Raw genomic sequence first — 19,952 nt, forward strand, 5'->3', positions numbered from 1 at the left:
TTATTAATCTATCTGTTTTGCTCTTGCCGTTTTTCGCGTGACCGTATCACAGCATACTGCGCTCGCGTCAAAGGCTCGTCTGGACGAAACGATCCATCAGGGAAACCAGCAAACGCGCCGTCATCAATTGCCTCACGAATTGCAGCTTCTGCCCAATGGCCCGTTTTATCGTCGATTGGTTTTGTAGGTTGCTCCGGCTCTTGCGGAACCAGCTTGGCCGCGACGCGAGCCTTAAACATATTCCACCCCGCCCAACTGCCGCCGTCGTACATGAGGCGCGGGCAAATCTTGCCGCTCCAATCAAAATGGCGGCGCAGGCGTTCAACACCCCATCCGCGCTCCTTCAGCATCTTCGCCACGAGCTCAACCGCGCGGGAAAATGTACGGGCATAATCTCCGCTCTCGCAAATCTCGATCCCGATAGACGTCCTGTTGCCACTAGCTGCACCGCTGCCGTCGCCCGCGTGCCAAGCCGACTCGTTGAGCGGCAACACCTCAATTGTCTCCTTGTCGTCCAAAACGAGATGATATGACGCAGTCACATTGTTATCTAGGTTTATCAGCCAATTCCGCTCGCCGCGCGCTGTACTGGTTGGGTTCGCCGTATTGTGTATCGTGATCGTCGTCGGCGTTAACTTATGGCCGGGACGGCGGTTGTTCGGCGTGCTAGTTGGGATATGATCTACGATGTATGTCGGCAGGAGCTTGTCCGGATCAAACTGGATAGCAATCGCGTGATGCGTTACACGTTCGACGTAGTTCTCCGACATGTCGGCGACGTGATAAGACCGCTTTTTGTTGGCCTTGTCAATTTCGAGCAAGTCCAGCAATCGGCGGTTGTTGGTCGCTAACGTCGCACTTCCGCCGCCGTCCAGGTTGACTGACTCCGGATAGCTATAATGTACGGCCGCGATTCCCGCCTCTTTGCTCGTCAGCCCTTTGTCATAAGTTCCACGGCCGTCGACAATCATCAGCCCGAGTGTGCCGTCTACCTTGATCCCGGCAATCATACGTGGGTTAGTGCCGGTAACGTCGGACGGTGTCATCTCAGCAGCGCGAGGCGGATCGATAGCTTTACCGCCTGCTGAGAGTGTCGGAACCTCGCAAACAGCCCATTCAAGTCCAGCAGCACTATTTTGACGACCAATCCCAAATCGACCAGATTTGCGGTATAGGTGCGGCCGCTGCTCCGTTTTTCCATCAACGTCTGGAAAGATCGCCTTTCCGTTACGGTGCGTCAGACCGAGCAACCGGCCATCCGCCGCGAAATAGCTTGCATTGAAGCAAATCCAGTCTCCTCCGTGCTGCTTAACAAGATCCGCGAGGATCTGGCTCGTCGTTTTCCCCATAGCCGTGACCAGCTCCGTGCGCAAGACAGTGGCGGCGGGCACGTCTACGACACGAATGTCCGTCCATCCTTCGCCCTTACTATTGGGGCCGCTACGTGGATACGACAGCGGCCCCTCTTCTACTTTTCCGGATGCGATCCGGATACGATTATGAGCGATCATCGTACGTAACCTCTGGTAGTCCTGCTAGTGACGTCAAAAAGCTTGTAATAGTAGCGAGCAGTACCGTACCTCCGACAATGCGCCAATCCACCTGGCTAAATACTGTTGTTGCTCCAATTGATGCAATTGCCGTTTGCGCTGCTGTTTTAACCCCTCTTACGGTTGCAGCTTTCATCCATGTCTTTGTCATTGCAATCACCCTCTCGATTTATTTGCTTATCACTTGCCATATAATCGCTACAGCCCCGCCAATCACGCCGGTTACCAAAGCTGCCGTAGCAGTTCTCCATAGCCACTTGCGATCATCTTTCAATTCCTTGATTTCTGATCTGATTTCTGCCGACAAGTCATCGACACGTTTATGAGCTGACCGCGAACGCTGGTCTGCATCCTTTGCAACATCGTCTGACCTATCCAATTTGTCCACTAACTTATTCACACTCGAAGCCAAATCCCCCATAGCTTTAGTGCTTGCATCTTGCATGACTTCGAGGCGCCCGACCTTTATAGCAATGTCGTTAATCGTCTGCTCCTGCGTCATCAGTCACCCTCCCCAATAAAATAGGCCCCGCGTATGCGGAGCCTCGTAAAATTTTTCATGATATTTTCCCGCTTTTTCGGGACATAACAGCTTTATCCGGCGGACCCGAATCGTTAATTGTTTCAACATTAACGATCGACCCGTTTTCAACATTAAACGCCTTTATCCCCGAGCTACTATCGATCTCTGTCAGAAAAAAACGCCCATCAAAAGATGAAAAGTAATAGGGGGTGCCCTTGAGGGTTAATTCGTTGTAAACGTTTTCAGCCTCTTCGAACATACTAAGATTTTTAACACGAATGAGATTTTCGGGATAAATCGAGATATAGAAATACTCGTCGATTTTGTGTATACCATTCATTGCCCAATATTCCTCTGGAACATCGTACTGTGTATCAACCGAAATATTACCATCAATAAAGTCGGCTACAATCACTTTATGAGGGCCACTGACAAAGTACATTTTATTGTCGATAATGGAGAACGATCGTGTATAACCTCCTTGTAAAAACTCCAAGTCCACCACTTCATCCAATATCATCTCTCCATTGACATTAGACAAAATATACATGTCTTGTGACTCAGCAGTAAGAACGTAAAACTTTTCTGTCGCATTATCATAGACCGTCTTATGTGGCCTACCATTAACATTTTCAATTACCTGTGTTCTCACAAAGCCAGTGGAGTCCTCTTTATAAACAAAAAGTTGACTACCTCCTGTATTTTCAGCAAGATATAATTCGCCGTCACTGGCTATAGAATGCGGTTCGATAATGTCATCGTCAAGAGTATTCCATTCCTGTATGCCCTTATTTAAATCGGAACTGTAAATAATTCTATGATTCCAACAATCGACAATAAAATATGTGCTATTTATCTTTGTTATATATGTTGGTGTGTATAATCTATTCGAAAAATTGTCTGAACTCTTGCTGTTTAACAACAATAAGAGAATTACAAATACAAGACCAGAACACCTAGCAATCCCCGACAAAATCCCCCCCCTTCCAATCTACCAATTATATACCAAATTCATGATGAGCACCACTGGCACATTACGTCGGAAACATCTTTTTTCGTTCGCTATCAGCTGTTGTAATCCCTGAAAAACTGAAGTCATGAGTAACATTTAACAATGATGTGTCCGAGACTGGGAAAGAAAATATTCCGTTGTTCTCTCCAATTTCAGTAATATAAACCCTGCCATCAAAAACGCTGATGTAATAAGGACGTTCTGTAAATCCAATTGTGCTGTATATGTCTTCATAGTTACTACTCGCAAGATTGAACAGATTCTGTATACGAACGATTTTGGGCGCGATAACACCTAGATTGTTTTGTGTAGAGGTGAGATAGAAGTAACTGCCAACTTTGTAGATGTCATTCATTCCTTGCAACTCATTCGGGACAGGGTACTCATTCACGATGGCGAAAGATTCATTGGCATAATTGGCCACAACTATCTTACCTGGGCCGGACACAAAATACATCAGTCCATCAATAATGGAAATGGCTCTCACATACGTCCAATCAATCCAGGGAATATGCTTCTGATAATCCAAAACTAAAACTCCACCGGATTTTTTGAAGCACAGGACATATGGAGACGCTATAACATAGAATGCTTGCGTTGTGGCGTCATAGAGCGTTTTATGGGGACGCTCTTGAATCCCGATGAAAGAAAAGCGCTGGCGAAACTTCAAATTCGAGCCCAGCACGATTACCTCGTCGTATCCGGCATTGTCGACTACATACAGATCGCCGTCAGTTGCGATGGAATGTGGACCGGCAAATTCGAAATCAACAGTTTTCCATTCATTAATCGGCTGTGAAATATCTTCTGACCAAATCACACGATGATGCCAGCAGTCTACAATGAAATATTTACCGTTGAGCTTTGTGATTTGCGTAGGAGCGTATAGCCTTGCCCCATACACTTCATCCCTTCAAGGTGGGCATAGCTTAACAATTGAGAATTTCGAACCCGGTCCTGTTGAAGACGTCCCAAGTATATTCAAGGTATTCGGAAAGTCATCTTGGTACACTCTGATTCTAATATACTCTCCTGCGTTCAAAAAGGCGGTAGTAGTAATATTAAGACGTGTCGCGTTCGCCGATCCATGACCTGTCAAATACCCGATTGCCTCATTGTCTGCATTCTTGACCACCTGAATGTTACGTTGGCCGTTCTCATTCTCCTCTATCGTGACCAATGCGTTAATTAAGTAAAGGCCCGATGTATTAATATTAATTTTAGTCCGATCCACGGGATCAAGAAAAATATCCGTGTCGTATGTCTGCATATTCCAGTCTGGTGATGTCCATTCAAATGTTGGGCATGCCTTGTCAAGATTGCTTCTGTATTCGGCCCTGGCGGGATTCAAAATACTGGACAATGTTGTTGCTAAAGCATCCGTCTCAGCCTTACGAGCTACATCGTCGCTTGCCGAAGGCGCCCCAGCTTTATATCGCCCATTGGCGTCTCTTCTGACCAAAGTGTTAGCCGCGGCATTCGCCGTCGCTCCATCTATCAGCGTCTTATCTGTTGGGGATAAAGCCCCTTGTGCAGAGGTTGTTGCCGCTGGGAGTCTTGCAGCTGCGAACGTGCCCGATGCTATATCTCCTGCCGCCAAAACAACCGCCCCAGTCCTACCTGCGACACTGGTTACGGCGTTGGGCTGCGCTCCAGCCGCGATCCCGGCAAGTTTGGATTTTTCTGCTGCCGTGTAGTCCTCGGTCGACAGCTGCTTTCCGGTTACCTTGTCCACCTTGCCACCAACAGCAGCATCCAGAATATCAAAATTGTCGTTAAAGTCGTTGATGTCTGTGACATCGGTGTATTCCGGCTTCTTCATCCCAAAATTCGGTGTTGTAAGCACGTTATTCCTCCTCGTAAACGCGTAGTTCGCCCCATGTTTTGGACATTGCTTCGCCCCATGTCATATGCAACAAATCCCCCCAAACGGTGTACGTATAACGGAAGCTATAGGCCAAGTGCGCGGGCTTGATATCCTCCAGCATCCGAATAAAAGCGGCCATGTTCGGCGGAATGCCTTTCACACCGATAAAGACGACTTCGAACCGGTTTTCTGCCGAATGTTCGACGACCTCCACATCGCCTCCGGAGAAGGCCGCCGCAGTCTGAACAATCATTTGCTTCGTTGTCGTTCCAGCTCCCAGCAACTTGGCTTTTATGATCTCCCGCCGCCGATCGTCGCCTAATGCGCTATCGCTCGGCAGCCCCAAATCTCTCTCCCAATCGATAAGCCCCCAAGTCGCTGAGTCAATGGCCCGTTGCTTCCGCGTATCGACGATGTATGCGCCGGTCGCGCCTATCTGATTTGCAAAAATATCTACGAGTTTCAGTACGTTTTTGCCGAACCGCATCCAGTCTGGCAGATACTTGCTTAAATCCAGTTTATTGGATTCGCCGCCGTCATGTCCGACTGTATCGGTTCCGAAATCGGAGGTGCCAAACGAATTTTGACCGTACATGCTATACCCCCTTCAGCTGCCCCCAGGTGACGCCGGGAGACAACTTGCCCGCTGCGAGATCATAAGCAGCTTTCACGGCCGCAGGCGTGGCCGCTTGCGTCGTGCTCGTGCTATTCGTCGCGCTGTTGAGCTGCGATATGCCAGCAGCCACAGCGCTGGCGGCAGGTAGTCGAGCGGCCGGGACGGTGCCGGACGTAATATCTGTGCCGCTATGCGGGTGCGCCGCAGGCGTGAAGCTTGTGGGCTTGCCACTCACGCCGGACCATGGGACGCTATCGGCAGACGCCGCAGCCGTGACTTTTCCATCATCGTCCGGATCATAGACCGATTTCAACATATCCCCGCAGCCGATGCTCTCCAGGCGACTAACAATCGCTTGGGCCGTCCGCTGCGGCGTCATCAGCTTATTGGAGGCGGTTCCCGCCTCGGCTTCCACTTGCGTGGCAACGCTGTAGTTCTCCACGTTGCCAAGGCCAACATCGGCAGAGGTTAACGTAGACCAGGCGGCCGAACCCGTCGATGCCCCGGCCTTCAGCACTCTGCCATTGTTCGCCGTCCCGGTCGCTGGTACATGCTGATTTCCGTCACCGGAAGGATGGACATAAGCATTCGCGCCGCCTGCGATGCCGTCAAGCTTAGCCTTGTCGGTTGCTGACATCAATCCAGCGCTTGCGGACGTGGCCGACGTCGTTTCGGCTTTCGCATTCCAAGCTGACATGTTCGCATCCGTTACAAACCGGTGACTTGCATCTTCCTGGATCTCGGAGGCATTCACTGTGCCCCATGCAGCCGATCCCGCAGTAGCCCCAGCTTTCAACACTCTGCCGCTATTACTCGTTCCCGTGGCCGGGATATGCTGATTCCCGTCACCCGAAGGATGGACATAGGCATTCGCGCCCGCCGCAATGCCTGCGAGCTTAGTTTTCTCGGCCGTCGTGTAATCGTTCGTCGTCAGGCTTTTGCCTGCTTCTTTGTCCACTTTCCCGGCAAGCTGGGTCGTGATCGTTTCGGCAAAGTCCGGATCGTTGTCCAGCGCCGCCGCGATCTCCTGCAACGTGTCCAGCGCCTGGGGCGCGGCCAACACGATGGCTTGAATACGGTTGTCGGTTTCAGCTTTCGTGTAGGTGCTTGCCTTGTCTGCTTTGGCGAGGAGCTGCGTGTCCACATAGGCGACATCCGCTTTACCGACTTTCAGCTGTTCAATTTGTTCGCGGTCAGCATCGGTAGCTTCTTTGTTGCGTTCGACTTCGGTTTGCGTCGCCGTGATTGCCGACTGTACGCGATTGATATCCTCGGCCTCGACCATATCTCCCGGCGACTCATAGGTGATATAAAGCATCGGCTCGGCGTCGAAGATTCGAATAAACAGCTTCCATGGCGTATCCGTGGAGCTAGAGAGGTTCCAGTTGGTCGCCTCGCGGCCGGTGAGCTGCGAACCGGTGAATACCTTGATTGATGACCGAACGATATTGTCGTGCCCGAGCCATCCCTCATATTTTCCTGCCGTCAGGCTTACCGCCTCTTCAATCGCGTAGATGCCGCTTGGCTTCTTGTTCAACTTATCAACGAATTGGTCAATCTCTTGTGGATAGGCCATCTTATACCTCCAGTGTCAACGACCCCGCGACCGCCATTTCGTCCGGCTCTAGCGCGAGGTTCGATGTGCTGCCGTTCAGCGTCATATCGTTGTAATCGAGCACCCCTTTCACCCCCAGCAGCAGCGTGCCGATTCTGGCGATACTGACGTATTCCGCTATCAGCGCGTTCTCCTTTAGGTAATCGTCAAGGATAGATTCGAATTCTTCCGTGACCTCCTGCAGATAGGTGCCCGGAGATAACACGACGGTCGCCACGACGTCGATTTCTACCGCCGATGCGGCTTGAACCGTCACGGCTGCGCCTACTGGCCGCGATTGCTCGATATGAGCGATCGTAGCCGCGACGATATCCGGGCTCGCTGGCATTCGCTCCGTGTCGGCGAGAACAACACGCACCGTTCCCGGTCCTGCCCACAGAGGAAAGACTTTGGCCTTACCAACGCCTGTCACTTCGAGCGCCCAATTCAGGTAATCGGCGGCGTTCCCGCTGGTTCCTGGGTTCTGGATCTTGGTTAGGATGCGATCCCGATACACGGGGTCGCTCTCCGTATCCAAGCCGCCGCTCGTCGCCGCCGCATTGCTCACCGCCGTAATATCCGCATCCGGATTGACGATGATGGTAATGGTTGTCGCCTCGACATTGCCGGACACACCGGATTCCACCGCGCGAATTGGGCATGTCGTGGAGCCGCTCCCGCTAAGCGTATGCGGCGTTAGCGTCTCGAACACGACTCCCGCAGGTGTCTGCATTCGGAATCCGGCGGGCAGGATGTGCAGCGGCGTGCCGGTTACGGATATGTATCCGGTCGACTGCTGCGCCAGCGTGCGCGGCGTGTTGTAATTCGCGCCAACACGGTCCAAGTTGCGCCCCGTCGCGCTATGGACGTGCCCGCTGTAATACACATCCTCCAAGCTCTGCCATAAACGGCCGAGAAAAAAGGCGACCAGCCGGAGCATGATTCCGATTGCCGACCGCTCGCCCGTGTTGATTTGCTGGCCGAAAGCCTCCTTCGCCTTTGCCTCCATATCCGCGTATATTTCCGCAAAGCGTCGGCGTTTGAATCCATTGGCATCAAGCAAGTTGATCGACCTCCCCCTCGTAGACTTCACCGGACGGACCTGACGCGCTAAACTTGATGAATAGCGTACGCGATTGTCGGTTCATCTCGAATGTAATGTCCTCCACCGTGGAAACGCGCGGATCGCGGAGGATGGCTTGTGTCAGCTCGCTTCGCATCACTTCTTCATCCAGGTTGTTGCCTACAAACAATTCCTGATTAATCCCCATCTCCGGATTCAGGAACCATTCGCCTATACTCGTTGCGATTTCATGCCGACAACACTGAACGACTTCCTCGTTGTCCGCGATGATGACAAAGTCATCCCCCTCAATGATCAAATCGCCGCTTTCCATCTTTAAAGACTCCACGGAAACACCCCCACAATAACGGCGTCGTTGGCCGAGTGCTTGCGGCCGGAGTCTGGACTTGCCACCTTGCCCGCAAGTCCGTTTTTCATCTCCTGATCTGCACAGACGACAAGAACAACATCGCCAGGATGCAAGGAGGGCAAACACACCGTCTCGATGCCGTTAATTATCAAGCGTTGGCCGAGCGTTGGCACCTTTTGCAGGACGGCCGGCTCTTGTGATGTAGAACGAATGAGCGGCTGTACGTTCGCCCGCTGATTCGCAGCATCAAATTGAATGACTTTGCACGGGAACGCCACATGGAGGCTAGCCGCTTGTTTGTTCCATAATCCCGTAAGCATTCTTGCCAACGTACCGGCCGGATCAATTCGGTTCACAATACTGCCTCCACTCCTGTCATGAAATCTCCGGTTAAGCTGAAACGATGCGATCCGCTCCGCACGTATAAACGGCCTTGGAACGTCTTGCTTTGCAAGTCGATGATCGAGGCCGTCGTAATGCGATATTGTAGCTGGGATTGCACCGTGTAACCCTTCGCGGATTCTTCTTCGAAATATTGCGGGGTTCCAATAAGCCCCGTTGCAACGGACAAACCAAATAGCTGATCCGCGCCGCGCTTCAGATTGCGCACGTACAGTTTGCCTTTGTTGATGAAAGCCTCTGTTTTGCAATCGGCGGCCACGTTGGACAGGATTTTCGTCACTTCGCCCTTTGCGGTGAAGCCCTCTTGATAGCGATAATCCTGCACCAAATCAAATTGTGCGACCGGCAAGCCGATATAGGCCGCCATGTCCTTCAAAATGTAGCTGGCAAGCGTTCCGGCCGCATATGCCTTCTCGGTCACTTCTCGCTTCGATAAGTCCTCCGAGTCCATGACATAGAGCGTCGTGATGCGGTCAACGCCGTCTTTCGATGTCGCGACCTTGCTGATAAATCCATGTAGGATAACGCCAACATCGCCGCGATAGCCAGCATTGATAATCAAGGTCTCCCCTACCTTTAGGCGATGAATGCTGTTCGGAGCAAGGTTGTAAAGCTTGACCTCGCTCTCGTTAGGCAGAGGATCGTTGTCGAACGGGATCGTCCCTTCGATCGTAAAGTCATCGCTATGGAAGCTCATCCCGTTCGTCATGACCTCAATGACACGGCCGAAGTTATTCATTCTCGCTCACCTCATACAAAAATAAATACACACTCTCATTCAGCGTGTTCCAGGTTGCCGCCTGTTCTTTGCCGGACTCATCGAACGGTATGATCGCCCTCTTCGGAAACCGACCGTCCAGAATGTCGCCGAATATCTGCTGCCCGTAGACGATTTTCTCGCCCAGCGCCAGTACTTCGCCCTCTCGCTCCAAAGCGACCGTGAAGAAATCATATTCGGCGTTGTATTGAACCTCGAATGTGAATGTTTCTCCGCCTATCGCCATGTCGAAGCGATAAGGGACAAGCGGCTTCTCAATAACGATATACTCCATGCTAATCCCCTTCCGCCCATGGGCTGCCCGCGACGAACTTCACCTTTTCGACTTTCTTCTCCGCTGATTGGCCCCCCTTCTTGCCGGTTGGGGCATTCGTCTTCGTTTGTTTGATGCCAGAATTCACGATAGGCGCGGCCTGGCTGCGAATAGGAGCCGGAAGTTGCGATATCGGCGACGCCCTGGCGATCCGGATCTCGCGCAAAGCGAAGGAAAAGCGGAATCCATTCGCGACTGTATGGTCATGATTCGTCGCAAGATCCGTAATGATCCCCGTAAAGGCATTCCGTCCAACATAGCGTACAATTTTGCCCGTATTGCTCGCCGCGACCAGGTATTCGCGTATTTGGGCAGCGTCGGGTCCCACGATAACGCCGCTTAACGGCAACGTTCGCACTTGCCGCTGTACATGGTCCGTAAGGTCGACGCCTTCCTCGACCGGCTGCTCCGTCACGACGACCGGGAAAGCAGGATCTTCGGTTTCCACGGTGATGTAAATGCCGTCAAGTAAAGCCATTAACCTACCCCCAATCCCATGCGCCTGATCGCGGACTCAAATTCGTTGCCAAGCACTTCCCGAATCTTTTGCAACATGGCATCATCTAAGCCGTTTGGAGCCTGTCCACTAAAATCCAGCTTCACCGTAACTTCGTGCTTGCTGGATTGTGCAGATCCCCGCTTTGCTGGCGTTGATTCTGGCGTATAGGCCGTATCTCCAGCGTTGTACGCCTTGTTCTCGGAAGCAGTAAGGACACGCTCGTCCTTATGCAGCTCGGCAATATAACCGTTATACGGAACTTTTGCAAGGCCATTCGCATGGCTGCCGTCCACAATCGTCGGGATGGTCGGGATATCGATGCCGATCGTTTCGCCATTAAATGGATTTTTGATCGATATGCCGTTCGCCATCTCAATGACACCGTTCAGCTTATCGATGACCCAATTAATTCCGCCTATAAATGCATCCTTGATACCATCCCAAACGCCCACCATTATATTCTGGAGCTTCGTACCGATCTCCTGAATATTAGTCAACACAAAATCCCAAGCGTTTGCGATTATGGCTTTCAATCCATCCAGCGCGCCTGAGACGGACGTCGATATGTCGCTCCATAATCCGACAATCCAATCTTTAACGGCACCGAGGACATTCATGGTAATTTCCTTTACCTTGTCCCAATTTTTGATGACTAGGCCAATTAGCAGCCCAAAGGGCCCAAGGAATATGCCCAGCATCAACGGCCACCACTCCTTGGCAAACGATACAATTTTGCCGAAGACTGCTGGTATGGTTTTAGTGAAGAAGTTGGCCGTTGCCGTCCATCCTTTTTTGATAGCCGCCCATACGCCATTGACGATGTTGCGGAATGTCTCTGATTTTTTATATGCAAGGACGAACGCCGCTACCAGCCCGACAATGGCCGCAATGACTAGCCCGACTGGATTAAGGCTCATGGCGATGGATAGCAACCTCGTCGCAACCGTCATGATTTTACTTGCGATCGCGGCTCGGCCAATCCACAACGCATGAAGCCTCATCGCGATTGTAGCAGCTGCGACATAGCCTCTATAAGCAACGAATGCTGCGCCGATCCCCCAAACGAGCGGACCAAAACCTTCCCATCCCACAAACGCGCTGACAATCGCTGTGATTTGCGTGTAAAGGTTCTGAATTTCCGGCCAAAGCCACTGGAATGCCTGAAGCAGCAGCGTGCCCACCAACGTCATAATCGGCTCAATGCTGATCCACAAGTCGTTAGCCGCAGCGATCACAATACCAAAAACGCGCTGTCCTTCCGACGCAATTTGCTGGAAGTAGGGCATCGCGGCGACAATGAAGCGCTGCACTTGCTCGATGGCAAAGCCGATCCCGGCACCGATTGCATGACCAACGGCGGCAATCTGCGGCTTATGCTCGGACATCCATTGCCCAAACAAGTTAAGAGCGGGTAGCAGCTTTTGACCGATCGGAATAAGGATGCCGACTTCCAATTGTCGCATGAACATTCGAAACGCTTGCATCGGCTTTTGGAACTTGATCTTGTTCAAATCCTCCATCGCGCCGGACGTCATGTCGAACTGACTTGTCGCGCTGCCCATCGCCTTTACGACGCTAACTTCCAGGTCCTCGAACTGTGTCCCCATCAAGGCGACGCCAATCGCATTCCGCTGGATGGGATCTTCGATGTCGCCAATCATCTGGACGATTTGCGAAAAAGCCTTTTTCGACTCGGGCCCACCATTGGCAAACGTCTGCATCATGGCTTCAGCATTCAATCCGAGGGATTCAAATGCATCCATACTGCCCTGTGACATATCCTTTGAACGAATGTTGAATTCCTTAACGGCATCCCCCACTTTGTCCAATTGGAACACGCCCTCGGAGCTGCCAGCAGCGAAGACGTCGAACATCTCCTCGGCCGTAAAGCCCAGGCTTTTGAATTGGTTCGCGTATTCGTTCGCGCTGTCCATGAGCTCGCCGGACTTATCCAAGCCTTTTTGCGCACCGTTTGCTAGGAGATTCATGGCCTCTTCAGACGTAATGCCAAATTGACGCATCATCGTATCCACGGACTTAACGGATTCCGCAACCTCGAAGCCGAACGTATCCCGAAGCAACAACGCATTTCTCGTCGTGTTTTCGAGCTCTTGCCCTGTCTCGCCGGTGACGCTGGCGACAGTTGAGATGCTTTTGCCAAGATCGTCCCAATTCTCGCCGAAGTTGTCGCCGTAGAGATTTTGAGCAATCCCCCGCGTCTCCTCCATTTGCTCCGCTGTTGCGCCGGTCGCGCCCTGGATATCGAGCATCGCGTTTTCATAATTGGAAGCCGCTGCAATAGATGCCATGCCCATGGCCGCGATTGCCGTCTTGGCCGATATGCCCAGATTAACGACGCCCGCCGTCAAGACCTCGACGCCCTTGTTGGCTTTGTCCATACCCTTGCTGTTGAATTTAAACCCGACAGCAAACATCAGGTTTCCGATGATGCCGCCAGCCATGATATCCACCCCCCATCAGAAAAGGCGACCACATGGGCCGCCTTACTTGCTCTGGTTTTTGTTCTTTCGCTCCTGCGCTTCGATATACAGGTCCAAGGCCGCATTCGCTTCGGCTAGATCGTCGTCATCCATTTGCATGATGTCGCTATACGTGATGTTCATGTCGGACAAGAGCAGACGCCATTGCCGCCAATTTGCCCGCGCAAGTTCCCTAGCCTTCTTCTTGCTGATCATCGTCAATATCAGACTCATCGTCTTGGCCGGTTGCGAAAGCAAAAGCCTTGCCTACGACTTCCGACATCTCGGCGTAACTTTCGAAGTCCTCGATGCGGAGTTTCGGCGCAACGACAACATGTCCAAGCATTTCGTCTGCAAGCTTCTCGTCCTGCGGCACGCCATGCTTATTTTTCACGCGATCCGTAATTTTGGTTACATTGCGGACGCCGGGATGTTGGAACGTGTACTCTTTACCGCTTTTGGATGTATATTTTTTTTGTTTGAACATGTTCAATCTCTCCCTTTACTTCATATGATTAATTTTGTTTGAAGTCCAAGCATTGGAACTCGTATTCCCGGTCCTCTGCTTCGCTACCGTAGGTGCGGGCAGCCGGTTTTTTGACGAACGCTTGCGTCACCGTAATCGATTCTTTCGGCGGACCGGCGTAGATAATGGAGATCGGTACAAGCGTACCGGATGCAGCCAAGTCGTCCAGATAAGCAACCTGCGGGCTGGATTGCAGCAGGGTCATGGTAATGGTTCCGAGTGGATTGTTGACCTTCGAGCGTACCGTGTCGCCCTGGGCACCGACGGTAACGGTGTAATTCTCCTCGTCCTTCTCCGCCTCAATCATGCTCTCGCCAAAGCCGGTAATGTACACGCCGCCAACGGTGACGGTGACGGTCTTAGCATCATAAGTCGCGTTCATGCTTTACCTCCTACAGGCGGATGACGCCCCTAATAGTTGTTTTGTGAATCGCGCCTTGAAGGTCAAACCAGAACGAGCCGTCGTTATATTCCCGGTTGGCCCGATCTTCCGGACTGACTTCTGCGCGGCTTTTGAAGGATGTCCCGTAGAGCGCCTTGCCGCTTTCGTCCGCAGCGATAATACCTTCTTGGAAGGCTCGTTCTAGCGTGATCTTGACGACCCCCTCGATTTGCGCGATGCCGCTGTCATCATACGGGATCTTGTCCGCATTGTTCAGCAACGTTTGTACATCATGCTCGATCGTCGCCTTGACGTAATCCTTACTGCGGATAATGTCGATGTACTCCCCCGAAAGAGACTTCCCTTCACTTGTCTGCGCCTTGCCTGCTTTGCTGACATAGGTCTGCGCATTCAAAGCGTGGATGTCACCGAGCTCGTCCGCGTTCAGCGCGACCGGGGAAATGCCGGTAAGTCCTTTGAACTTCCACGTCACGCCAACCGGCTTCGTTCCCGTCCGCCCGATCCAAGCGGATTCCGGATAGTTCGCCGTATTTGTGTGATACATCACCGCTGTTCGCTCGTACGCATTTTCTTGGAGTGCGGCAATGTCGACTTTCGAGGATGACCTGATGAATAGGAACCGGCTATCGTCCGCCTCGATCGCGTCGGCCAGCTCCTCCAGGTCGGCAACGGCCGTCGACGTCGCAATAAGGAAATACCATTCGTGTAGAAGTGCTCTTGTAATCGCCTCCTCGACTGTCTCCGGCGTAGCTCCGGTTCTGCGTGTCAGAATGGCGATTTCGGCAGGCGAATCCTCCCCTTGCCCGAATAGAGCGGCGGCGGCTTTGTGTTCCTCCGTCGTCGCGTCAAAATCGGCCGCAACAGCCGTTAAAGATGTGTACTTTTTATACGCGCTGCCTGCGGCGCTTGTCCCCAGGATAAGCGGCAAGCCGAAACCAATGCGCGGCGTAGGCCGCTGGATGTCGATAATGACCGTTACATCCCCGATTGTTGCCAAATCAATCTACCTCCCTGATAGTTGCCTTGTTTATTGGAATGAAGGGCGTCGTGATGACGTTGGCGGCACGCAGCTCGACGTCGAACCCGTGCCGCCGCTCCCACTCATCGCCTAACTGTATATCCCTGTTGCTTACGGCCCCAACCGTGACGACTACCGCACCGGAATTGTCCTTGATATGCCAATGGCCGTCCGATAAGAGCCAATCCCGCGCTTGCTCCGCAAGCTGGATGCCCCCGGCCTTGTCCCTCGCATAGCTGTTAAACGAAAGATCCAGCAAGGACAAACCCGATAAAACAAGCTGATCGCCGACCACGGTCCTCGCCATATGCCCGACGACCTGGCCGGACGGGTCCGCGAAGTCGTAGGTCAAGAACGGATACGGCGGCATGGGGCCCATGCCATTGATTTCGATCACCCGCACGCCAAGGGCAGCGGACATGCCGCGCACGATCGCGCTCCGGATCGACTCAAATTGGATCATGGCTGCTCACCCGCTTTGCAATGTACTGATAGATGTCCGAATAGTGCTGTCGGTCATCTATATCCGCGATTCGGTACCGCTGTCCGCTGAAGGCGATGACGTCGCCCATGGCGTGACGATGTCGCGTGTACAAATGACGGTCATCGGCTGTATACTTGCCGCCCTCCGCCTGCAAATACTTAGCCCCAAGCGGCTGAAAGACGCCACGCAGGTCCGATTCGCTGCTTTCAGTAGGCTCATAAACCCCATCGGCGTTATAATCGCCGTCTTCGCGACGCACCAGCTTGTACGGCACCTCGTATTTGCGGGTAATTCCGCCAAATCTGAACATGATTACCCGCGCCCCCTTCTCGGCCGAACCACGACTTTATAGGTGAGCGACTTGTGCAAGTCATCCTCTCGAAGCAACAGCTTCCGGCCCGTCTTGGTTCGTTTGTATTCCGGCGAAAGGGCTGGCTTCTTGATCCGGAGGAAATTCTGCTCCGTTTTCTGCAATCCCGTTTGGCCGATCTCATCCAGGAATGAAGCGACCGTTTTGCGGCCTATGGCGACTTGTTGGATGTCGGAGCGGACAAGCTTGCTAACGGTTGCTCGTGACTTCTTCAAACCCGTTCCGATAAAGGACCGAGCTGGGATCTTCATCTTCGCGCTTCCGTACTCATGAACACCGGCAATCATAGCAAGCTCTGCGTCGCCTTGCATGCCAACATTGACCTGTTGCTCGGCCAGCATTCGGAGCCTGGATGCTACCGCATCCAAATTCATCCCGTCAATGACCTCGACGCCTGCTCGCCGGTAACTCTTCCGCTTTGCTGTCATACCCAGCGCCCCACATAAGGCGAGATGAGTGCAACAACCACAGGTGGCAGCGACGTCCTTTCATCGGCATAGGTGACGGAAATGTCGCCGACTCGCTCCGACTTCACGCCTGGCGAGCGGAGCAGCATTTGAGCATAAAGCAAGCACGCAAGTTCTAGCGGCTTGGGAAGCGTTCGCGGATCGTTCGTCGTCTCCTCGCCTGGAAGCACGTAGCCGCCAATGTAGGACACGGTAACGTTATGATCGCCACACGGCCAGCCGCCCCTCCGGTACAACTGCCCCTCGTCCAAAAGCTCATAGCCCTCCACATTGATCCCCTTGATTTCGTGGACGGGATAATTACGAAGGTTAATATACTTGGATGACGCATATCCGCTGATCCGCTCAGCGTATTCCTGCTTTCGGAACGAGCGTTTACAGTATTGCTCGATGGACGCCGACGCTGCAGCTATCTGCAACGTCAGCAAATCCTCGTTTCCTTCCATTTCGGGCATGATGCCCTTTAGCCGTTCAAGCGTTGCAAGCACATGCCCTCCTCCTTATCCATTAAGAAATAGCGAGCTCGCCGTATACGACGGCTTCATCGTCAAATACCTTGACGTCCTCGCGCTGGATCGCACGCACGTCTGTTGTATTCCGGCCGAACGCCTTGCCGCCGACGTTCGTCGAAGCAATGGAATATTGCTGACGGTCAAACAAGACGATCGCCTCTTTCAGGTCGCCGATGATAATCGGAGCTTTCTTCTCCGTCGTGCCAGTCGTCGGCAAGAATCGGTTTGCGACCACGACAATTGGCCTGCCGAACAACAGCTTTTGGGTAGGCTGCGTCGGATTCGGCTGCAACATGGCGCGGCCGTCCAGGTCCTTCAGCTGATCCAGGAAGTTGAAGCCGTCCTGATTCGTCAGGATGATGCTGCTGTTCGAAATGGAAGGATCGAGTTCCACATTCAAAATCGCTTTGATCTCGTCCAATTCGGCAATCGGCACCTTCGTCATGGCGCCCAGCAATCCCAGAATCAGCCCGTTACGGGTCACGACCGACTTCTTCGCGATCCACTTCGCAATGTACGTCATCAGATTTTGGTCCGTGTCTTGCAGCAGCGTATTCGAAATTGGCAGGATGCCGCCGCGATCTTTGATCACGTAAGAAATTGGCTTGAACTTCGGATTATCCAGCTCGTCCAGATCCGTCAATTCCGTAATCTCGACAAATCCCGTGACGTCGGCATTTTTTTCGATGACGCGAGATCCGGAACGCGTCGAGACAGGCTCGACCGTGACATACGATTCAAGCGATACAAACTGCCGCTTGAGTTCAAGGATCATGGTTTGAATATCCTGCGGTACGATTAGGCCACCATCTTCACCCACACCGCCTTGCATGCCCGCGCGAATCTCTTCAATCGCTTCTTCGATCAGCGCCCGCTCTTCGCTGTTTAGCGTCTTGCCGCGAAGCTCTTTCAAGAATGCACTGCGGTATTGCACCGCTTTATCCGGCTTGTTGCCTCGCTGCTCCGGCTCGGCAATGGGGTCGGTGTCGCCTGGGGTATCCATTCCGCGCATTTCCGCGAGCAAGTCGATTTGATTCCGCAACTCCTGCGCCGCATCCTTCGCTGCACGCGCCTCCGTCATCTTTCCTTCTGCCGCCAAGCTCCTGGCTTCGTCCAACTTCTTTGCCAGCTTCTGGCGTAACTCACGCTCTTTCTCGTCCATGGTTGACCTCCATATAGTTGATTTTGGATATAAAAAAAAGACCGATTAGCTCAGGGCCAACAGGTCGATTTCCAATATGAGTTGTTCTTTTTCAAGCTTCCGCTGCTCTTTCGTTGTAATGCCGAATTGCTCGATAGTGCGCTGATTGACCTCGCTGTCGGGGTAAGCCGGGAACGGCGTTGGCGATACTTCATGCAGATTGATTTCAAGCAGCGTCCGCTCGTAAACGTCCTCATCCTTCAGGTACGCCCAAGCATCTTGCCGGACGTTGAAGCCGAAGCTCACCCCGTCCACGTCGCCCCGCTGGATGGACTCGTAGGCATCGTTACCCCATGAATTGTTGGGCAAATCGATTTCAAACACGAGGCCCGTGTTATCCTCGTGAAGCCGGAGCGTTTGATTTTTGGTTGATCCAAGCACAAAGTCGCTCCGATGATTCCAAAGCGCCTTGATTGTGTTCTCGGACAACGATCGAATGAAAGCGCCCTTAGCTACGCGCTCATAGAACTCGCCCCAAATGAGATGACTCCGCTGGTTGAATCGCACCACATAGCCGCCAATCGTCCGCTTGCTGCTTCCTTCTTCGCCGCCCGTGCTCCGGACCTCGATTTGATCCGGGATATATCGAATGACTTTCTCACTCACCTTTTGCACCTCCCTTCGCATCGGCACCGAGACCGGCCTTCAGCATTTGATACTGGTCCATCTTCTCCAGATTGACATAGTTCAGGCTAACGAAATGTACATCGCCTTTTTCACCGATGTTATCCGCCTCCTCCAGCTCGCGCACTTCGTTAATCGTATACACGCCAATTTCAATCATCAGCTTGTAGAAGGCTCCCCGGCTGGCACTATCGCCTCGCAGCTCGGCCGCGACATTGAACTTCGTGTAGTACCGCTTTCGCTCCGATTCGGTAAAGCATTTGTAATCGATCTCTTGCTCCCAATTCGTTATGATCGGCTGCAAGGTGCTTTTCACGTATTCGAGCGACTGGTTTTCCATGTTGGAGAACTTGACGTCGGTGAGGCCCAACTTGTACCCCGGCACTTTGTAAATCTTGCCGACTTCCATAATGCCGAACTTGCTTGTCTCGATGAACTGCGCATCATTAAGCGGCATCCCAAGATTCTGATACTCCATACCCGCATCCAAGATCGCGATGCGGTGAGCATTGCTCATGCCCGAGTTGGCTTTCTGCCATTCCTCTCGCGCCTTGTCTTTGGCCGGCTTGTCCAACGTGCCATTCGGGATCTTAAGAATGCCGCGCGTGGCTGTTCCATTGGCATAAAACCCACCTAAGAATTTACGCTGCGACTTCTGGACGCCAAGTTCCTCCCGAATGACAGCTATCGGCGTAATCCCTTTAAGACCGGATTTGCTGATGGTCTTAAAATGGAGCACATCGTAATGCCGCAGCTTCCGCATTTCGCCGCTCGGCAGTGTCGTCACATACCAAACCTCGCCCGTTATGGGGTCTGTATGCACATCCGTTTTGCCGGGGTCAAGCGGCCAGAACGCTTTCGGCATTCCGTTATACGGGCCACTTGTTTCCCATTCGATGTTTGCATAGCCGTTACCCCATATCATGGTATGGACTTGCATCAGCTCCTTGAAGGTGTAGGCGCTCATATACGGGTTTGCGCGCGTTCCGAGGAGCCTTGACACCGGATGGCTGCTGTCGCGTTCTATGCCGCCGCTACGACGCCTGAAAACTTGTATCGGTAACTTGCCGATATCGCCGCCCACGATGGATGCGCACGTGTACACGTTGCTGTTGAGCAATGAGCCTTCATTGGTCACGCTCTCCCCGCTGGAAGTATTGGCCCCGCCGCCGAAGAGATTCAGCAGCCAATTCGGAGGGTTTGCCAAGCTTTCAGCCTCTTCAGCCGACCGACGTTCACGCCAGCGTAGAAAAAAATTCCTTCGTTTCATGTTTCACCCC

General features: G+C 52.6%; 26 protein-coding genes. All 26 read right to left on the reverse strand.

Annotated features, from left to right (window positions below; all coding sequences use genetic code 11):
• Positions 1 to 8: 8 nt before the first annotated feature.
• The gene (locus tag ACX1C1_RS03875; protein WP_458955849.1) at positions 9 to 1,511 is read right to left on the reverse strand and encodes an N-acetylmuramoyl-L-alanine amidase; all 1,503 of its coding nucleotides are present in this window, start codon (positions 1,509 to 1,511) and stop codon (positions 9 to 11) included.
• Positions 1,498 to 1,701, reverse strand: coding sequence for a holin (locus ACX1C1_RS03880; protein ID WP_458955850.1), 204 nt, complete (start codon positions 1,699 to 1,701; stop codon positions 1,498 to 1,500). The genes ACX1C1_RS03875 and ACX1C1_RS03880 overlap by 14 nt, the downstream gene beginning before the upstream one ends.
• Positions 1,702 to 1,719: 18 nt before the next feature.
• A complete protein-coding gene (locus ACX1C1_RS03885; RefSeq protein ID WP_458955851.1) occupies positions 1,720 to 2,052 on the reverse strand; it encodes a hypothetical protein in 333 nt (110 codons plus the stop codon).
• A gap of 55 nt (positions 2,053 to 2,107) precedes the next feature.
• Positions 2,108 to 3,046, reverse strand: coding sequence for a hypothetical protein (locus ACX1C1_RS03890; protein ID WP_458955852.1), 939 nt, complete (start codon positions 3,044 to 3,046; stop codon positions 2,108 to 2,110).
• Positions 3,047 to 3,107: 61 nt separating this feature from the next.
• Positions 3,108 to 3,989 carry an NHL repeat-containing protein gene (locus tag ACX1C1_RS03895; protein ID WP_458955853.1) on the reverse strand — a complete coding sequence of 294 codons (882 nt, stop codon included), beginning with the start codon at positions 3,987 to 3,989 and terminating at the stop codon, positions 3,108 to 3,110.
• Positions 3,990 to 3,998: 9 nt separating this feature from the next.
• Positions 3,999 to 4,931, reverse strand: coding sequence for a hypothetical protein (locus ACX1C1_RS03900; protein ID WP_458955854.1), 933 nt, complete (start codon positions 4,929 to 4,931; stop codon positions 3,999 to 4,001).
• A gap of 1 nt (position 4,932) precedes the next feature.
• Entirely contained in the window at positions 4,933 to 5,547 is a 615-nt protein-coding gene (locus tag ACX1C1_RS03905; protein WP_458955855.1) for a putative phage tail protein, read from the reverse strand.
• Position 5,548: 1 nt separating this feature from the next.
• A complete protein-coding gene (locus tag ACX1C1_RS03910; RefSeq protein WP_458955856.1) occupies positions 5,549 to 7,144 on the reverse strand; it encodes a DUF4795 domain-containing protein in 1,596 nt (531 codons plus the stop codon).
• A gap of 1 nt (position 7,145) precedes the next feature.
• Positions 7,146 to 8,225 carry a baseplate J/gp47 family protein gene (locus ACX1C1_RS03915; RefSeq protein ID WP_458955857.1) on the reverse strand — a complete coding sequence of 360 codons (1,080 nt, stop codon included), beginning with the start codon at positions 8,223 to 8,225 and terminating at the stop codon, positions 7,146 to 7,148.
• Entirely contained in the window at positions 8,218 to 8,574 is a 357-nt protein-coding gene (locus tag ACX1C1_RS03920) for a DUF2634 domain-containing protein (RefSeq protein WP_458955858.1), read from the reverse strand. The genes ACX1C1_RS03915 and ACX1C1_RS03920 overlap by 8 nt, the downstream gene beginning before the upstream one ends.
• On the reverse strand, positions 8,562 to 8,951 hold the full coding sequence (locus ACX1C1_RS03925; protein ID WP_458955859.1) for a Gp138 family membrane-puncturing spike protein: 390 nt from the start codon (positions 8,949 to 8,951) through the stop codon (positions 8,562 to 8,564). Before ACX1C1_RS03925 ends, ACX1C1_RS03920 begins: the two co-directional genes overlap by 13 nt.
• Complete coding sequence (locus ACX1C1_RS03930; RefSeq protein WP_458955860.1) at positions 8,948 to 9,736, reverse strand: phage protein; 789 nt, start codon at positions 9,734 to 9,736, stop codon at positions 8,948 to 8,950. The genes ACX1C1_RS03925 and ACX1C1_RS03930 overlap by 4 nt, the downstream gene beginning before the upstream one ends.
• On the reverse strand, positions 9,729 to 10,049 hold the full coding sequence (locus tag ACX1C1_RS03935) for a phage baseplate plug family protein (protein WP_458955861.1): 321 nt from the start codon (positions 10,047 to 10,049) through the stop codon (positions 9,729 to 9,731). Before ACX1C1_RS03935 ends, ACX1C1_RS03930 begins: the two co-directional genes overlap by 8 nt.
• A gap of 1 nt (position 10,050) precedes the next feature.
• Positions 10,051 to 10,566, reverse strand: coding sequence for a phage baseplate protein (locus ACX1C1_RS03940; RefSeq protein WP_458955862.1), 516 nt, complete (start codon positions 10,564 to 10,566; stop codon positions 10,051 to 10,053).
• Complete coding sequence (locus tag ACX1C1_RS03945) at positions 10,566 to 13,049, reverse strand: phage tail tape measure protein (RefSeq protein ID WP_458955863.1); 2,484 nt, start codon at positions 13,047 to 13,049, stop codon at positions 10,566 to 10,568. The genes ACX1C1_RS03940 and ACX1C1_RS03945 overlap by 1 nt, the downstream gene beginning before the upstream one ends.
• A 42-nt stretch (positions 13,050 to 13,091) precedes the next feature.
• Positions 13,092 to 13,283, reverse strand: a complete 192-nt coding sequence (locus tag ACX1C1_RS03950; RefSeq protein WP_458955864.1) for a hypothetical protein — start codon at positions 13,281 to 13,283, stop codon at positions 13,092 to 13,094.
• Positions 13,261 to 13,554 (reverse strand): hypothetical protein, encoded by a 294-nt coding sequence (locus tag ACX1C1_RS03955; protein WP_458955865.1) that lies wholly within the window; start codon positions 13,552 to 13,554, stop codon positions 13,261 to 13,263. Before ACX1C1_RS03955 ends, ACX1C1_RS03950 begins: the two co-directional genes overlap by 23 nt.
• Positions 13,555 to 13,582: 28 nt before the next feature.
• A complete protein-coding gene (locus ACX1C1_RS03960; protein ID WP_458955866.1) occupies positions 13,583 to 13,975 on the reverse strand; it encodes a phage structural protein in 393 nt (130 codons plus the stop codon).
• A gap of 10 nt (positions 13,976 to 13,985) precedes the next feature.
• The gene (locus ACX1C1_RS03965) at positions 13,986 to 14,993 is read right to left on the reverse strand and encodes a DUF3383 family protein (protein ID WP_458955867.1); all 1,008 of its coding nucleotides are present in this window, start codon (positions 14,991 to 14,993) and stop codon (positions 13,986 to 13,988) included.
• A gap of 1 nt (position 14,994) precedes the next feature.
• On the reverse strand, positions 14,995 to 15,477 hold the full coding sequence (locus ACX1C1_RS03970; RefSeq protein WP_458955868.1) for a phage neck terminator protein: 483 nt from the start codon (positions 15,475 to 15,477) through the stop codon (positions 14,995 to 14,997).
• Entirely contained in the window at positions 15,464 to 15,808 is a 345-nt protein-coding gene (locus ACX1C1_RS03975) for a hypothetical protein (protein ID WP_458955869.1), read from the reverse strand. The genes ACX1C1_RS03970 and ACX1C1_RS03975 overlap by 14 nt, the downstream gene beginning before the upstream one ends.
• A gap of 2 nt (positions 15,809 to 15,810) precedes the next feature.
• A complete protein-coding gene (locus ACX1C1_RS03980; protein ID WP_458955870.1) occupies positions 15,811 to 16,296 on the reverse strand; it encodes a hypothetical protein in 486 nt (161 codons plus the stop codon).
• Positions 16,293 to 16,823: a head-tail connector protein gene (locus ACX1C1_RS03985; protein WP_458955871.1), complete on the reverse strand. Its 531-nt coding sequence runs from the start codon at positions 16,821 to 16,823 to the stop codon at positions 16,293 to 16,295. The genes ACX1C1_RS03980 and ACX1C1_RS03985 overlap by 4 nt, the downstream gene beginning before the upstream one ends.
• Positions 16,824 to 16,842: 19 nt before the next feature.
• Positions 16,843 to 18,009 carry a phage major capsid protein gene (locus ACX1C1_RS03990; RefSeq protein WP_458955872.1) on the reverse strand — a complete coding sequence of 389 codons (1,167 nt, stop codon included), beginning with the start codon at positions 18,007 to 18,009 and terminating at the stop codon, positions 16,843 to 16,845.
• Between the two features lie 45 nt (positions 18,010 to 18,054).
• Positions 18,055 to 18,654 carry an HK97 family phage prohead protease gene (locus ACX1C1_RS03995; protein WP_458955873.1) on the reverse strand — a complete coding sequence of 200 codons (600 nt, stop codon included), beginning with the start codon at positions 18,652 to 18,654 and terminating at the stop codon, positions 18,055 to 18,057.
• Complete coding sequence (locus tag ACX1C1_RS04000; RefSeq protein ID WP_458955874.1) at positions 18,647 to 19,942, reverse strand: phage portal protein; 1,296 nt, start codon at positions 19,940 to 19,942, stop codon at positions 18,647 to 18,649. The genes ACX1C1_RS03995 and ACX1C1_RS04000 overlap by 8 nt, the downstream gene beginning before the upstream one ends.
• Between the last annotated feature and the right edge of the window lie 10 nt (positions 19,943 to 19,952).

This window comes from Paenibacillus sp. strain BS8-2 (genome assembly GCF_054483835.1).

Bases quoted from the DNA above. Each gene is read 5' to 3' on its own strand.
- ACX1C1_RS03875 (WP_458955849.1), bottom strand. From the start codon at position 1,511: ATGATCGCTCATAATCGTATCCGGATCGCATCCGGAAAAGTAGAAGAG.
- ACX1C1_RS03880 (WP_458955850.1), bottom strand. From the start codon at position 1,701: ATGACAAAGACATGGATGAAAGCTGCAACCGTAAGAGGGGTTAAAACA.
- ACX1C1_RS03885 (WP_458955851.1), bottom strand. From the start codon at position 2,052: ATGACGCAGGAGCAGACGATTAACGACATTGCTATAAAGGTCGGGCGC.
- ACX1C1_RS03905 (WP_458955855.1), bottom strand. From the start codon at position 5,547: ATGTACGGTCAAAATTCGTTTGGCACCTCCGATTTCGGAACCGATACA.
- ACX1C1_RS03910 (WP_458955856.1), bottom strand. From the start codon at position 7,144: ATGGCCTATCCACAAGAGATTGACCAATTCGTTGATAAGTTGAACAAG.
- ACX1C1_RS03930 (WP_458955860.1), bottom strand. From the start codon at position 9,736: ATGAATAACTTCGGCCGTGTCATTGAGGTCATGACGAACGGGATGAGC.
- ACX1C1_RS03935 (WP_458955861.1), bottom strand. From the start codon at position 10,049: ATGGAGTATATCGTTATTGAGAAGCCGCTTGTCCCTTATCGCTTCGAC.
- ACX1C1_RS03940 (WP_458955862.1), bottom strand. From the start codon at position 10,566: ATGGCTTTACTTGACGGCATTTACATCACCGTGGAAACCGAAGATCCT.
- ACX1C1_RS03945 (WP_458955863.1), bottom strand. From the start codon at position 13,049: ATGGCTGGCGGCATCATCGGAAACCTGATGTTTGCTGTCGGGTTTAAA.
- ACX1C1_RS03950 (WP_458955864.1), bottom strand. From the start codon at position 13,283: ATGATCAGCAAGAAGAAGGCTAGGGAACTTGCGCGGGCAAATTGGCGG.
- ACX1C1_RS03955 (WP_458955865.1), bottom strand. From the start codon at position 13,554: ATGTTCAAACAAAAAAAATATACATCCAAAAGCGGTAAAGAGTACACG.
- ACX1C1_RS03960 (WP_458955866.1), bottom strand. From the start codon at position 13,975: ATGAACGCGACTTATGATGCTAAGACCGTCACCGTCACCGTTGGCGGC.
- ACX1C1_RS03970 (WP_458955868.1), bottom strand. From the start codon at position 15,477: ATGATCCAATTTGAGTCGATCCGGAGCGCGATCGTGCGCGGCATGTCC.
- ACX1C1_RS03975 (WP_458955869.1), bottom strand. From the start codon at position 15,808: ATGTTCAGATTTGGCGGAATTACCCGCAAATACGAGGTGCCGTACAAG.
- ACX1C1_RS03980 (WP_458955870.1), bottom strand. From the start codon at position 16,296: ATGACAGCAAAGCGGAAGAGTTACCGGCGAGCAGGCGTCGAGGTCATT.
- ACX1C1_RS03990 (WP_458955872.1), bottom strand. From the start codon at position 18,009: ATGGACGAGAAAGAGCGTGAGTTACGCCAGAAGCTGGCAAAGAAGTTG.
- ACX1C1_RS04000 (WP_458955874.1), bottom strand. From the start codon at position 19,942: ATGAAACGAAGGAATTTTTTTCTACGCTGGCGTGAACGTCGGTCGGCT.